Genomic DNA, 14,109 nt, shown 5'->3' with positions numbered 1-14,109 from the left:
AACTTGAACTTCGCCACCGACCCTCGCCGACCCGCGCGGCTGAGTCGGCTCATCGTGACGCGTCCTGTGCCGGAGGCACAACTCTGGGCCGACGCCCTACGCGAGCGTGCATGGCCAGCCCATGTCCTGCCCCTGATCGAGATTGGCGAGCCGAGCGACGCCGCAGCATTGACGGCATTGCAGGATTGGCGGCAGCAGGTGTTTCACGCCGATGCCGCCATGTTCGTCAGCGGTGCTGCGGTGACCCACTTTTTTGCAGGCATGGAACCGGCCCAGGTGACCTCTGCGCTCGCTCCGGGCCAGGCATTGACCCGGTTCTGGGCGCCCGGGCCAGCCACGGCGAGCGCTTTACAGGAAGCCGGCGTGCCTTTCTCCCGCATTGATTCCCCAGCCCGGGACGCGCCGCAGTTTGATTCGGAAACGCTATGGCCCATCGTGGCGGCGCAGGTGCGCGCCGGCGCCCAGGTGCTGATCGTGCGGGGTACTTCGCTGGGGACCGCTGCCGACAGCGTGCCAGGCAGCGGAAGGGACTGGCTGATCAGGCAGTGTCTGGCTGCTGGCGCCCGGGTGGAGGCCTGTGTCGCCTACGAACGCCGTGCCCCGGTCTGGTCCAGTGGGCAGCAGAGGCTTGCCCAAACCGCTGTAGGTCCTGACTCTGCCTGGTTGTTCAGCAGTTCTGAGGCGCTGGCCAACTTGCAGGTCCTGTTGCCGCAGGCCAAATGGCAAGACACATTTGCACTGGCCACCCACCCCCGTATTGCACAAAGTGCGCACGCTGCGGGTTTTGGGCATGTGGTGACCAGCCGACCGGCGTTGCGTGACGTGATGCTCGCCCTAGAATCGGCATGGAGCCACGCATGAATCAAGACCCGAGCGAATCACCCAGCGCACCCCTTCCTCCGCCAACACAGCCGCGTCCAGTCAGCGGCAATCCTTCTGCCTCCGCGCCTGTGGTGCGCAGCGCTGGCCAATGGATGCTGCTGCTGGCACTGGTTGTTGCCCTGTCAGCACTGGCGCTCAGCGGCATGCTTTGGCAGAAGCTGGATTTCACCCAGCAGGAACTGGCCAGGCGCAGCCTGGACAGCGGCAAGATGGCGGTGGAGGCCAAGACCATTGCGTCACAGGCCGAAGCTCTCACCCAGGAATTGCAGGCGCGCCTGAGCGTGGCGGAGGTCCGGCTTTCTGAGGTCAGTCTGCAGCGCAGCCAGCTCGATGAACTGATGTTGACGCTTTCGCGCTCGCGCGACGACAACCTGGTCCAGGATCTCGAAGCCACACTGCGCCTTGCCCAGCAGCAAACGCAGCTCACAGGCAGCGCGCAGCCCCTGATATCGGCCCTTCAGGCGATTGATCAGCGCATCGGGCGCGCGGCGCAGCCCCGGTTGAACCCGGTACAGCGAGCCATCGCCCGCGACATCGAGCGCATCCAGGCGGCTTCTCTCGCTGACATCCCCGCCCTGGTCTTGCGACTTGATGAGGTGGCACGTCAGGTCGACGAATGGCCACTTCTGAATCAGGTGGGCCATCGCCCTGTGGTGACCCCGGTGCCTGTGGCCCCTTCCCCCGATCCGGATGCGGTATCTCAGCCACCCGAGACCGACCCCGCCAGCGGACTCGGGGATGGGTGGGCACGTGCAGCGGGATGGTGGAGCGGCCTGTGGTCGATGATCTGGACCGATGTCACTCGCAGCGGGCGTGAACTGGTGCGGGTCAGCCGCATCGATGAACCCGAGGCTGTGCTGCTTGCACCTGAGCAGGCGTTCTTTATCAGGGAGAACCTCAAGCTCAAACTGCTCAATGCCCGACTGGGCATGCTGGCTCGTCACATGGTGTCCAGTCAGGCCGACCTGATTGCCGTGGAAGCGGCCATCGGGAAGTATTTTGATACCGCATCGCCACTGGTTCGGGGTGCACGGGTGGCGATTGGTCAGGTGCGGCAGGACATCGTGGATGGCGTGTTGCCGCGACCCGAAGAGACCTTGGCGGCACTCAATGCCGCTGCGGAGGGGCGTTGATGCGGGACAGGCAAGGTGGCGCGATGCGCAGCGTTTTCTGGTTTCTGGGCCTGGCGGCACTGGCCGTGGCGCTGGCCATGCTGGTCGGGCACAACCAATCCACGATCACGCTTTTCTGGCCTCCCTACCGGTTTGACGTTTCATTCAACCTGGTGCTGTTTGCACTGGTGGCAGGCTTCGTGTTGCTGCATGCGGGCCTGCGGGCCATCGCCATGTTGCGCGACCTGCCCGCGCAGGCGCAGCGATGGCGTGCGCAGCAGGTCGAACGAGCGGCAGTGGGGGCCGTGATGGATGCCTTGTCTCATCAGTTGTCAGGTAGGTTTGTGCGTGCCCAGGCGGCAGCACTCCAGGCGCTCGAGCAATTGAAGACAGGCAACTCATCGCAATGGCCACGTCGCCATCAGCTGAAACTGCTGGCCCATCTGCTTGCAGCGGAGAGTGCCCAATCTTTGCGCAATGCGGATCAACGTGACGAACACCTTCAGGCAGCCCTGCACCCCAGACTGGCGGCCAGGGCGCCGGAAGCCCATGAAGGTGCGCTGCTTCGTGCGGTTCGCTGGGCAGTGGAGGACAGGGACGTCGAAGCCGCAAGAGGTCGCCTGGCTGAACTTCCTCAGGGAGCCGCTCGCCGGATCCAGGCCCTTCGGCTCAAACTGCGTGTGGCTCGACTTGGCGGTGCCACCAGCGAGGCACTGGACACGGCCAGGCTGCTGGCCAAACACGGTGCCTTCTCGCCCGACGCCTCCCGAAGCATCGTGCGCGGACTGGTGCAGGACGCCCTGCGCGAAGCCCACGACCTGACCCAGCTGCGCAAAGTATGGGACGGCCTGGACGCGGCCGAGCGGCTCACGCCCGAACTGGCGGTGGCAGCGGCCATGCGCGCGAACACCCTCATTCCTCGCAACACCGAAGCCTCGGACCCAGCGAGGCAGTCTGCGGCAGAGCTGGTTCGCAGCTGGCTGGACCCTGTGTGGGAGCACTTCGAGTCGCTCGATGAAACCCAGCAATTGCGACTCACCAAAGCACTGGAGCCAGCGCTGGAGCCCATCGACGCCGAGTGGTTGTCTCGCCTGGAGAAGCGCCAGAGGCAGATGCCGAACAACCCCTATCTCCAGTACCTGGCTGGGCAGGCTTGCATGCACTACCAGTTGTGGGGCAAGGCGTCCCAATTGCTGTTGCAGGCCAGCCACAGCCTGCGCGATCAGACGCTGCTGCGGCGCTGTTGGTGTGCGCTGGCAGCGCTTGCCGAGGAACGCGGCGACGAGCCTGCTGCCCATGAGGCCTGGAAGAAGGCCGCCCTGCTGGAATAACGCGGTCTGGACTGCCCCGATTCGTGACAGTGCAGAGGGGAACAGATTTGCGGCTCAGAAGCAATCGCTGTGAGCCAGGAAGGGGTAGTGAAGCCCTCGGGATTGCTGCGGTGGCCCGACAAGGCGAAAACCCTGCGCCCCCAGTTTGTCGAGATGTCTGTCGAGATTCAAGGATTCAAGGCGATGGGTTCGCCATGCCTTGACCATTCGAACTCGCTGCCTGAATGGCCCAAAAAGAAGCCAGCCCGAATGGGCTGGCTTCTTGCTGATTGCTTGACGGCTTGATAGGGCCGTCAAAGGCCTGCGGCTACAGAACGCCTTCAGTTGTTTTCGAAGGGAAGCGTCACGTTGCGCAGATCCTTGCGGGTCTCCACCAGAACCAGCGGTCCTTCGTCGAGCACCACAGCGGGGCGGGGTTCACGGGGGACATGAATCGGCTTGGGCTCTGCAGCGATCGCGGCCTGTACTTGCGCCACCTTTTCAGGGTCGGAGTTCACCCACTCAAGTCCGCTGGACTGGGCCACCTGTTGCAGCGATTCGATGGACAGCTGGAATGCTGGCACCGAGGGCAGACCGGTGGACACAGGCGTTTGCGGGGCAGCGGGAGCGGTTGCCACTTCCGATATGCGGGGTTCGAGCGTGGGCGCAGCTTGAGGAACAACTTGAGGCACCACCGCCTGAGTTGCCTCTCTGGACACAGGTGCTGGCGGCGCGGCTGGACCGTCGGCTGCGGGCTGCTCGGTGATTGAGGCGGCTGCGGCGGGGCTTGCCTCAGTGGGCAGACTGAAGTAGCTGCTCCGCACTGGTGGTTCGTAGCTGACTTCGTCCTGGGTTCGGGCTTCGGGCGTCACGGTCTCGGCAGAGGCGGTGTTGTCCTGAGCAGCGTCCGACTCGTCACGTGGAGCACGCTCGCGTCGATCGCGACCGTAGCGGTCGCGACTGCGACGCTCACGCGGTGCGCGAGGGGTGCTGTCATCTTCACGGCCTTCTGGTGCCTGGGACGTGGCATTCTCAATCGCGTCGCCAGCGGTGCCCGCTTCGCCGACAGGGGCGATATTGCTGTCTTCCACGGCGCCCTGCGACATGACTTCGACGCCATCTGCCGGGCCACCGCGGCGACGGTTGTCGTTGCGTCCACGGCGCTCGCGGCGCTGGGTGTCGGTGGCCTCACCGGCTTCGCTCTGTGTTGCGGTGCTGGTGGGCAGTGCGGTGGCTTCACCGGCGGGTGCCTCGCGGCGATTGTCCCGGCGTCCGCCGCTGCGGCCCTCACCGCGTTCGCCACGACCTTCACCCCGACGCTGTTCACCGTTGCGACCTTCAGCGCGACCTTCCGGGCGACCTTCAGCGCGACCATCGTTGCGACCGTCCGATCGAACGTCCGTCCGTCCCTCGGTACGACCTTCCCCCCGGTTGTCTGGACGCGCATCACCGCGGCCTTCCACGCGACCTTCGCCTCGCCCTCCAGCAGCACGACCTTCGCCACGACCGGCACCGCGTCCACCTTCGCGTGATCCACCGCGTGCCTCGCTGCCCTGGCGGCCACCGCGTTGACGGCCATCGCGGCCATCACGGCGTCCATCGGGTCGTTCCTCGCGTTCGCCTTTGGGTGCGGCAGCGGGTGCAGCAACTGGTGCTGCGGCCGGCGCGGTGTCTGCGCCGAACAGGCTCTTGAGCCAGCCAAAGAAACCGGCTTCCACCGGCGCTGCAGGTTTTGTCACGGGTGCTGCAACTGGCGTCGCTGCCGCAACCGGTGCTGCGACTTCAGGGCGGGGTGCCGCCACGGGCGCCGGACCATCCGGGAGCACGCCCTTGATGACGGGCTCCTGCTTGTTGCTGCGCTCCTGGCTGCGGCGCGTGAACATGGCCACGTCGTCGGCTTCCTCGGCCATCTTGTAGCTCACGTCCAGATTGTCCAGGCGAGCATCGTCGTGCTTGAGGCGCTCGAGTTTGTAGTTCGGCGTGTCCAGCGACTTGTTGGGCACCAGCAGCACGTTGATGCGCTGCTTGAGTTCGATCTTGGTGATCTCGGTGCGCTTCTCGTTGAGCAGGAAGCTGGCCACCTCGACCGGGACCTGCACCAGCACGGCGGCCGTGCTGTCTTTGAGCGACTCTTCCTGGATGATCCGCAGGATCTGCAGCGCCGAGCTTTCAGTGTCGCGGATGTGGCCGGAGCCACCGCAGCGCGGGCAGGGGATGGAAGCGCCTTCGTTGAGCGCGGGCTTCAGGCGTTGGCGGCTCATCTCGAGCAGGCCGAACTTGCTGATGGAGCCGAACTGCACACGGGCGCGGTCCTGGCGCAGCGCGTCGCGCAGGCGGTTCTCCACTTCGCGGCGGTTCTTCGACTCGTCCATGTCGATGAAGTCGATCACCAGCAGACCACCGAGGTCGCGCAGGCGAGCCTGGCGTGCAACTTCATCGGCGGCTTCGAGGTTGGTGCGGGTGGCGGTTTCTTCAATGTCGCCGCCCTTGATGGCGCGGGCCGAGTTCACGTCCACCGCCACCAGGGCTTCGGTCTGGTCGATCACGATGGCGCCGCCGCTGGGCAGTTGCACGATGCGGCTGTAAGCGGTTTCGATCTGGTGTTCGATCTGGAAGCGGCTGAAAAGCGGCGCGTCGTCGCGGTAGCGCTTCACGCGGTGCCCGTGCTCGGGCATCACGTGGCTCATGAACTGGTGCGCCTGTTCAAAGATGTCGTCGGTGTCGATCAGGATCTCGCCGATGTCGCTGTTGAAGTAGTCGCGAATGGCGCGGATCACCAGGCTCGATTCCTGGTAGATCAGGAAGGCGCCCTTGCTGCCTTTGGTGGCGCCGTCGATGGCATTCCAGAGCTTGAGCAGGTAGTTCAGGTCCCATTGCAGTTCGGCGGCGTCGCGGCCGATGCCTGCGGTGCGGGCAATGATGCTCATGCCGTTGGGATATTCGAGCTGGTCGAGTGCCTGCTTGAGCTCCTGGCGGTCTTCACCTTCGATGCGCCGGCTCACGCCACCGCCACGTGGATTGTTGGGCATGAGCACCACGTAACGGCCAGCCAGGCTGACGAAGGTGGTGAGGGCTGCGCCCTTGTTGCCGCGTTCTTCCTTCTCGACCTGGACCAGCAGTTCCTGGCCTTCTTTGATGACGTCGCTGATGCGGGCCTGGTTCACCGGCACGCCGGCTGCAAAGTACTGGCGGGAAATTTCCTTGAACGGCAGGAAGCCGTGGCGCTCTTCGCCGTAATCGACGAAGCAGGCTTCGAGCGACGGTTCGACGCGGGTGACGACCGCCTTGTAGATGTTGCCCTTGCGCTGTTCGCGCCCTTCGATTTCGATTTCGTAGTCGAGCAGCTTTTGCCCGTCCACGATCGCCAAGCGGCGCTCTTCGGCCTGCGTGGCGTTGATCAGCATGCGTTTCATGATGCGTTTTCCTTCGTTCAAACACACAAGGACATGCCGGCCTCGAGGCCGTGCACATCCAACCTGCCTTGAATCAGCGGGAAAAGCGAACGAGGGAGGGAATTGCCGGAGAGCCGATGACCTGCGGTTCGGGGTGTGTTCGACACGGGCGGGCACATGGGTGCCGCGTCGAACCGCCAGGTCAGGGCGTAGGCGCGTGGAGGTGGGTGAACAGGGATGGCAAGGAGGTTGTCAATGACATGGCTCTTGCCGATGGGTCTCTGGCTTCACTTCGTCCTCACCCAGCCCGTTGGGGGCTGAATGACTTTGGTATTCCGTATTCGGGTTCGCGTTTTCTTTAGCGGATTCGCCCACAGCATCAACCCGACCGGTTCCGCGCCTGGATTCGTCTGCGAATGCGTCAGGCAATGGACAAGGTCCGGGTGCTGCGGGTGGCAACTTTTTACCAGACCGTCCCCTGGGCCTCGGCGCGGGAGAGGCTGTTTGCAACGACTGCCTTAAACTCAAGGCAAATCAATCACTTACAGCACACGACTGGTGTCGGGGATTATAGACATCTCTGGTCGTCGTGGTGGCCCCATTCTGATAGCCATGTCTCCTGTTTTGCCGCCTTTGGCTGTTCGGTACCTCACGGTCGACGAGGAGTCGGTGGGCCAGCGGCTGGACAATTTTCTTTTTCGCACGCTCAAAGGCGTGCCAAAAACCCATCTTTACCGCATCATTCGCTCGGGCGAAGTGCGGCGCAACAAAGGCCGGGTGGGTGCAGATGATCGCCTGGCATTGGGCGATGTGTTGCGAATTCCACCGCTCCGGGTATCGGAACGCGCGCAGGAAAAAGTGGCCAATCCAGCGCCAGCGAGAGAATTCCCTGTCATTTATGAAGACGAGTTTTTTTTGGCTGTTGACAAGCCTGCCGGCGTAGCGGTGCATGGTGGCAGCGGCGTGAGTTTTGGCGTGATCGAGCAAATGCGGCAGGCCCGTCCGCAGGCGCGTTTTCTCGAATTGGTGCACCGGCTCGACCGGGAAACCAGCGGTTTGCTGCTGATTGCGAAAAAGAAGAGCGCGCTCAAAGTATTGCAGGAGCAGTTTCGCGAGCGTGAAACGGGCAAGACGTATCTGGCATTGGTCAAAGGGGCGTGGCCAGCAAGATTGAAAGTGCTGGACCAGCCACTGCACAAATACCTGCTGCCTGATGGCGAGCGCAGGGTGCGGATCACCACCAAGGACGATCCCGATGGCATGCATGCCGTCACCCTGGTCAAAGTGGCTGCCAAGGTGGCCGCCCCATCGGGATTGCCCGTCGGCATGGCAGATGGCTTCACTCAGCTCGAGGTGACGATCAAGACCGGCCGCACCCACCAGATCCGGGTTCACCTGGCAGGCGCCGGGCACGCGATCGTGGGAGATGACAAATACGGGGATTTCGACTTGAATAAGCATTTGTCGAAACTCGGCTTCAGGCGGATGTTCCTGCACGCATGGCGATTGCGCCTGTCGCATCCCGTCACGGGTAATCCAATCGAGTTACATTCTGAATTGCCTTCAGATCTGCAGGGTTGGATGGCTTGGCGGCAGTAGCTATTAGAATAGATGGCACACGCTGTGGTGTTGAAATTACCTTACCTTAAAATTCAAGCAAACAAGGACGATCAATGGCAACCTATTCAGAACTGATGGCGCAAGCCCAGGCGTTGATGGCGCAAGCTGAGCAAGCACGCAAAGACGAACTGTCTTCGGTGATTGCAGATATCAAGGCCAAAATGAAACAATACGGCATTACGCCGGCCGATCTGGGTGCCGCGGTCGGTGGCAAGAAAAGCGCCAAATCCAAGTCCAGCGCACCCGCCAAATTCCGTGGCCCCAACGGGGAGCTCTGGGCAGGAGGCCCTGGGCGCAAGCCAGAATGGGTACGTAATGTGCTCGCCGATGGCAAGAACATCGAGGATTTCCGCATCTGAGGTGGGTTTGTTCCGGCCAGCCAATGTTGATGGGTCGAACAACTTGACGAAGCCCGCTCATGGCGGGCTTTGTGCTTGATGGGGTTGCAAGATGATTCGAATTCTGGTGGTTTGCATGGGCAATATCTGCCGATCGCCCATGGCATCCAGTGCCCTGCAGGGGTTGCTGGATCAGCGTCAGCTGACCCATCGGTTCGAAGTGGATTCAGCCGGCACCTACGCAGGGCATCAAGGCGAGAAGGCCGATCCGCGTGCCCTTGCCGTGGCCACTGCGCGGGGCTACGCTGCTATTCACATGGAACGTGCGCGACGTGTGGTGACGAATGATTTCCAGCGCTTCGACCTGATCCTGGCGATGGACCGCGACAACCTGATGCACTTGGAGCACCAGTGTCCGCCGCAGTACCGCCACAAGCTGCACCTCTATCTTGTGTATGCGGGAGTCACGGGTACCACCGAGGTGCCCGATCCGTACCACGGCAGTGCGGAGGGGTTTGAGAGCGTCATGCGGCTGTGTGAGGCGGGTGCACTGGGCGTGGTTCAGCGACTGACGATGGAGGACGCCGGCGAGTGAAGCAATCAGCCGAACTGTTGCCTGCCCGTCGACCGGGGAGGCTCCACCAGCGTCGAACCCTCAACTGGTTTGCCAGATGACCCGTTTGCCCGATGCCTCCCAGTTTTCGTAGTTCCGGGCGTACAGATCCTCAATGCGGTTGCGTTTGACCTTGAAGGTCGGCGTGATGACGTCGTTGTCCACTGTCCATGCAGTTGTGACCACCACGATGCATTGCAGTTGCTCGTGTGGATCGAGCGTCGCGTTGATGGACTTCAAGTGGGTTGTCAGCGACTGCTCCAGTTCGCTTCGTGCGCTGGCATCGGCCACCTGGGCCACCGCTTCGGCGTTGAGCATCACGATACCCAGGGGTTGTCCGAGGTTGGCGCCGGTCACCACGCAGGCTTCCACCGCGTCGTGCATCACCAGCTTGTCCTCGATCGGGGCCGGGGCCACGTACTTGCCCTTGCCGGTCTTGAAAAGATCCTTCACGCGCCCTGTGATGCGCAGCAGGCCCTGCTTGTCAATGGTGCCTTTGTCACCGGTCTTGAGCCAGCCGTCTTCGGTGAAGGTTTCCTGGGTCTTTTCCGGTTCTTTGTAGTAGCCCAGCATCATGGCGGAATTTTTCATCTGCACTTCCCCTGTGGCGGGGTCGATGCGGTGTTGCACACCCTCGTAAGCCGGACCCACTGTGCCTTGCTGGTTCTTGCCGGGTTCGGTGATGTGGGAAAGTGCGAGGTTCTCGGTCATGCCGTAGCCCTCGTTGATGTGCAGGCCCAGCTTGCTGTACCACTCCAGCAGCGCGAGCGGCATGGGGGCGGCTCCCCCGGCGGCGAACGTGCATTTGTCGAGGCCCAGCGCTTTCATGACCTTCTTGCGCACGATGCCGCCAAGGATGGGAATGCCCAGCAGGCGGTTGAGTTTGGCCGGCGGCATCTTGTGGTGAACACCCTGCTGGAACTTGACCCACAGGCGCGGTACCGAGAAGAAGATGGTGGGTTGCGCACGCTGCAGGTCAGCGGCAAACGTGTCGAGCGATTCCGCAAAGAACACATGCATGCCGGTGCGCAGCCAGCCGTGTTCAACCAGCATGCGCTCGACCACGTGGGCGAGCGGCAGGTAGGAAAGCATGCGGTCGTCTGCGCTCATGGGAATGCGCTTGAGGCCGGCGTCGAGCGCCCATGCGAAATTGGCAAACGTGTGCATCACGCCCTTGGGCATGCCGGTCGTCCCCGAGGTGTAGATGAGGGTGGCGAGTTCGTCGCCATCTCGCACGGGCTCGCCTTGCATCGGCTGGCTGCGCTGGCAGATCGCGTCCCATCCTTCGTGGTTTTTGATCGCATCGGCGGGTGAGAGCGGGTAGCTCATGCAAGGCAGGTCAGAGGGCACGCCAGGCTTCATGCCCTCCCAGCCGTCGAGCTTGCCCACGAAAAGGGCCTTCGATTCACTGTGCGTGAGGATCTGGCGGATGGTGTCTGGCGCCAGCGTCGGGTAGAGCGGCACGGACACATAACCCGCCATCCAGATGGCCAGATCGCTCATCATCCACCAGGCGCAGTTCTTGGACAGGATGGCCACCTTGGAGCCAGGCTCCCAGCCATGCGACTGCAGATGGGTGGCCATGCGCCTGACCTGATCTGCCACTTGCGCCCATGTGAAGTCCTGCACGGCACCCTTGCCCATTGGCTGGGTGAGGGCCACCCGGGTGGGGGCGGTTTTCTCCCAGTGGTAAAGGCGTTGCAAGGCCAGCAGATCGGGCGCAATTTTGCTCATGTCGTTGTCTCCTTTGTGTGTCTATTTGATGAATCTACCAAGCCCCATGCATTGTGTTTAGAGGGTTTCACCTGTTACCGCAGATCGTCTCAGGCCGTGAAGTGCAGGGACAGATTGCCGAGCGGAGCGCTGAACCGTGCTGTCCATTGCTCGCCGCGCAGCACGGGCCATGCGTCGGTCCAGGTACCGGTGGTGATCACGTCACCGGCCTGCAGGTCGGGCGCACCCGGGCATGCGCGCAAGGTCTGAGTGAAATACAGCAGTGCGCGCAGTGGGCTGTCGAGCACATTGGCGCCCTGTCCCTCTTCGACCGGTTGGTTGTTTTTTTCCAGGCTCACGCGGGCATTCGCGAGGAGGTTGTCCAGCGTGGCGGCGCTGTCTGCAATTTCGTGCAACGGCTTGCGCTGGCCAACCAGCAAGTGGGCATGCAGACCGCCATCGGCGACGGTATCGGCTGCCTCGAATTTCCAGTCGGGCAGGTGCGACTGAACCACCTCGAAGCCGGGTGCCACCCAGTCGATTGCGTGAAAAAGCGTGTCCAGCGTGGCGTTGGCGGCGGGTGTGGCCTTCATGCCAAACACCACCTCGGGCTCCAGGCGCGGCTGACAGACGTGGGCGAGCGACACAGCACCTTCACCTTCACACAGTGTGAGCGTGCTGTCCCACACGCTGCCCCAGATGGGCGCATGCACGTTGTAGCGCGGCCAGATCGTGCGGTTGGTGAATCCGACTTTGTAGCCTTTTGGAAGATCCCCGCGCTGGATGCGCATGGCCCGCACTTCAAGTGCCCGTGCGTACGCTGTGTCGAGTGAAAGACCACAAGGTTGTGGCCAGAGGCGACCTTGGTCAAGGTGATCGAGCAGGGCTTGAGGGGTCATGGGTGCAGATAGGGAGGTCATGACCGCATGATAGGCACACGCCGGCTTCACCCGGAAGACGCCACCCCCTGATTCACGCGCTCGGTGGCACGCGCCCGAACAGGCGATGCACTTGCGCGCGGATCCATTGGTGGGCCGGGTCTTTCGCGGTGCTGGCATGCCAGACCAGGCGCACTTCGCAGCTGGGGGCCGCCGCACGCGGCAGTTCCCACACACGCAGGTCCACGCGCTGGCCGGCGTTGGCGGCGTGCATCTGCGGCACCATGCCCTTCATCGGCGCGGACCTGATGCGCCTGTTGATGCTGTGCGCGTTTCCGGCCATTTCGCTGTGGTTACCGGGGATGGTGAGGTAGTCATGCTTCGCGCTGCCGCTATGCTGGTGGCATGAACACCTCTTCCATCGAAATCATCGAACTCGTCACCGGTGGTGACGCTGACGCCATGCCCGTGGCCAGCATCGTGGTGCTGCACGGGCTGGGCGCCGATGGGCGCGACTTCATTCCCATTGCGCAGGAACTGGATCTCGACGCCATCGGCCCGGTGCGTTTCGTGTTTCCCAGCGCGCCGGTGCAGCCGGTGACCATCAACGGCGGCCACGAGATGCGCGCCTGGTACGACATTCACCCACCTCGCCCAGACGGCTCGCGGGCCGAAGACGAAGCCGGGCTGCGTGCCTCGCAGGGTCTGGTGCAGCGCCTGCTGGACCGCGAGGCCGAACGCGGCGTACCACCCGAGCGCACCGTGCTGATGGGTTTTTCGCAGGGCTGCGCCATGACGCTGCTGGCAGGCCTGCGGGCACCGAAGCGTTTGGCCGGGCTGGCGGCTTTGTCGGGTTACCTGCCGTTGCCCCACACGCTGGAAGGCGAACGCAGCGAAGCCAACCGGAGTGTGCCGATCTATCTGGCGCACGGGACGCATGACCCGGTGGTGGAAGTGGCGCGCGGCATGCACGCACGCGACGCCCTGCGAGCGATGGGCTACAGCGTGCAGTGGCACACCTACCCGATGGAGCACTCAGTGTGTGCTGAAGAGGTGGCCGACCTGAATGCATGGTTGCTTGAGGTGCTGGGGAAGAGCTGAGCCCTCGCGTGCAGCGATGCGCAGTCTTTGATCGACGCTGCCTCTCCCGGTTTCAGGTCGATCACTTGGCCCTTCGATGTCACTTGAAGCCTTGTGGTCTCAGAATGGTGCAAGGGTGTGGCGTTTCCTGCGCCCTTTTGCCAATTTCTGAATCAAGGAGGTTTTCCCCATGCGTCTACAGAACAAAGTCATTCTCATCACGGGCGGTGCCAGCGGCATCGGCCTCGCTTCGGTAGAGCGCTGCCTCGCCGAAGGTGCCAAGGTCGCACTGGCCGACCTGGTGGGCTCCGCTGGCGCTGAAAAAGCAGCTGAACTCGATAAACAGTACTCCGGGCGCTGCATGTTCACGGCGGTGGATGTGACCTCCACCGTGCAGGTCAACCAGATGGTGACCGACGTGGTGGCCAAATTCGGTCGTCTGGATGGGGTGTTCAACAACGCCGGCATTGGCGGCATCAACCCTGCCGATACGTACCCCGATGAAGAATTTCTGCGGGTCATCGATATCAACCTCAACGGCGTGTTCCGCGTGGCACGGGCGGCGCTCAGACCCATGTACGCGCAGGGCAGCGGCAGCATCGTCAATTGCGCGTCCATCCTGGGCGTGTTCGGCCAGAGCGGCACCGCGGCCTACACCGCAGCCAAGGGCGGTGTGGTCAACCTCACCCGCACGCTGGCGCTGGAAGGCGCGGCCAAAGGCGTGCGCGTCAACACCATCGGTCCGGGTTACATCGATACGCCCTTGTTGTCACTGCTCGACGACGACACCAGGCAATTCCTGATCGGCCTGCACCCGGTGGGCCGTCTGGGCAAGCCTGAAGAAGTGGCCAATGCGGCTTTGTTCCTGCTTAGCGATGAAGCCAGTTTCATCACGGGTGCGAACCTGATGGTGGATGGGGGATTTACAGCGGGGAAATCGTAACTCCCCCAAAAATTGGGACTCCCCCCTGCGCCGCTGACGCGGCTTCCCCCTCTCTGGCGCCTTCGGCTTGGAGGGGGACGGCGGCTCGGGCCGGCGGAGGTTCTATGGTTTTCGTCAAGCGCGCAGGGCTACCCGCTGCGGGTCAAACGGTGTGCCACTGTGCCAGACGGCAAACGCAATGCGCAGCAGCTTGCGAGCCAGGACCACCAGCGCCTCGGTGGTCTTCAG

General features: G+C 63.0%; 12 protein-coding genes. 8 read left to right on the top strand and 4 right to left on the bottom strand.

Features of this window, described 5'->3' with window-relative positions:
• The first annotated feature begins 3 nt into the window (after positions 1 to 3).
• Genes Q7V46_RS17915 through Q7V46_RS17905 form a run of 3 tightly spaced genes read left to right on the top strand, consistent with a single transcriptional unit; the run spans position 4 to position 3,325 of the window.
• On the top strand, positions 4 to 861 hold the full coding sequence (locus tag Q7V46_RS17915; RefSeq protein WP_304914930.1) for a uroporphyrinogen-III synthase: 858 nt from the start codon (positions 4 to 6) through the stop codon (positions 859 to 861).
• The gene (locus Q7V46_RS17910; protein WP_304914929.1) at positions 858 to 2,015 is read left to right on the top strand and encodes a uroporphyrinogen-III C-methyltransferase; all 1,158 of its coding nucleotides are present in this window, start codon (positions 858 to 860) and stop codon (positions 2,013 to 2,015) included. The genes Q7V46_RS17915 and Q7V46_RS17910 overlap by 4 nt, the downstream gene beginning before the upstream one ends.
• Before the next feature lie 23 nt (positions 2,016 to 2,038).
• Positions 2,039 to 3,325 (top strand): heme biosynthesis HemY N-terminal domain-containing protein, encoded by a 1,287-nt coding sequence (locus Q7V46_RS17905; RefSeq protein WP_304914928.1) that lies wholly within the window; start codon positions 2,039 to 2,041, stop codon positions 3,323 to 3,325.
• 320 nt (positions 3,326 to 3,645) lie between these two features.
• Here the strand turns inward: Q7V46_RS17905 and Q7V46_RS17900 are convergent, their stop codons facing one another.
• On the bottom strand, positions 3,646 to 6,717 hold the full coding sequence (locus Q7V46_RS17900; protein ID WP_304914927.1) for an Rne/Rng family ribonuclease: 3,072 nt from the start codon (positions 6,715 to 6,717) through the stop codon (positions 3,646 to 3,648).
• 591 nt (positions 6,718 to 7,308) lie between these two features.
• Here Q7V46_RS17900 and Q7V46_RS17895 point away from each other — a divergent pair.
• The 3 genes from Q7V46_RS17895 (at position 7,309) to Q7V46_RS17885 (ending at position 9,249) form a co-directional block, all read left to right on the top strand.
• Positions 7,309 to 8,295, top strand: a complete 987-nt coding sequence (locus Q7V46_RS17895) for an RluA family pseudouridine synthase (RefSeq protein ID WP_304915003.1) — start codon at positions 7,309 to 7,311, stop codon at positions 8,293 to 8,295.
• 74 nt (positions 8,296 to 8,369) lie between these two features.
• Complete coding sequence (locus tag Q7V46_RS17890; protein WP_304914926.1) at positions 8,370 to 8,675, top strand: H-NS histone family protein; 306 nt, start codon at positions 8,370 to 8,372, stop codon at positions 8,673 to 8,675.
• Positions 8,676 to 8,766: 91 nt separating this feature from the next.
• Positions 8,767 to 9,249 (top strand): low molecular weight protein-tyrosine-phosphatase, encoded by a 483-nt coding sequence (locus Q7V46_RS17885; RefSeq protein WP_304914925.1) that lies wholly within the window; start codon positions 8,767 to 8,769, stop codon positions 9,247 to 9,249.
• Positions 9,250 to 9,309: 60 nt separating this feature from the next.
• Here the strand turns inward: Q7V46_RS17885 and Q7V46_RS17880 are convergent, their stop codons facing one another.
• The 3 genes from Q7V46_RS17880 to Q7V46_RS17870 form a co-directional block, all read right to left on the bottom strand.
• Positions 9,310 to 11,001, bottom strand: coding sequence for an AMP-binding protein (locus tag Q7V46_RS17880; RefSeq protein ID WP_304914924.1), 1,692 nt, complete (start codon positions 10,999 to 11,001; stop codon positions 9,310 to 9,312).
• 89 nt (positions 11,002 to 11,090) lie between these two features.
• Positions 11,091 to 11,900 carry a 2-keto-4-pentenoate hydratase gene (locus tag Q7V46_RS17875; RefSeq protein WP_304914923.1) on the bottom strand — a complete coding sequence of 270 codons (810 nt, stop codon included), beginning with the start codon at positions 11,898 to 11,900 and terminating at the stop codon, positions 11,091 to 11,093.
• Positions 11,901 to 11,952: 52 nt separating this feature from the next.
• Positions 11,953 to 12,201, bottom strand: coding sequence for a hypothetical protein (locus Q7V46_RS17870; protein WP_304914922.1), 249 nt, complete (start codon positions 12,199 to 12,201; stop codon positions 11,953 to 11,955).
• A gap of 62 nt (positions 12,202 to 12,263) precedes the next feature.
• Here Q7V46_RS17870 and Q7V46_RS17865 point away from each other — a divergent pair, with 62 nt between their 5' ends.
• Together Q7V46_RS17865 and Q7V46_RS17860 are read left to right on the top strand one after the other, a co-directional pair.
• A complete protein-coding gene (locus tag Q7V46_RS17865) occupies positions 12,264 to 12,959 on the top strand; it encodes an alpha/beta hydrolase (protein ID WP_304914921.1) in 696 nt (231 codons plus the stop codon).
• Positions 12,960 to 13,128: 169 nt separating this feature from the next.
• Positions 13,129 to 13,881, top strand: a complete 753-nt coding sequence (locus tag Q7V46_RS17860; protein ID WP_304914920.1) for an SDR family NAD(P)-dependent oxidoreductase — start codon at positions 13,129 to 13,131, stop codon at positions 13,879 to 13,881.
• Positions 13,882 to 14,109: the final 228 nt, after the last annotated feature.

Origin of the sequence: Hydrogenophaga sp. (assembly GCF_030651625.1) — a bacterium.
GTDB lineage: Bacteria > Pseudomonadota > Gammaproteobacteria > Burkholderiales > Burkholderiaceae_C > Hydrogenophaga.
Note: the sequence above shows the minus strand (reverse complement) of the source record. Positions and strands in the feature narration are given on the sequence as shown.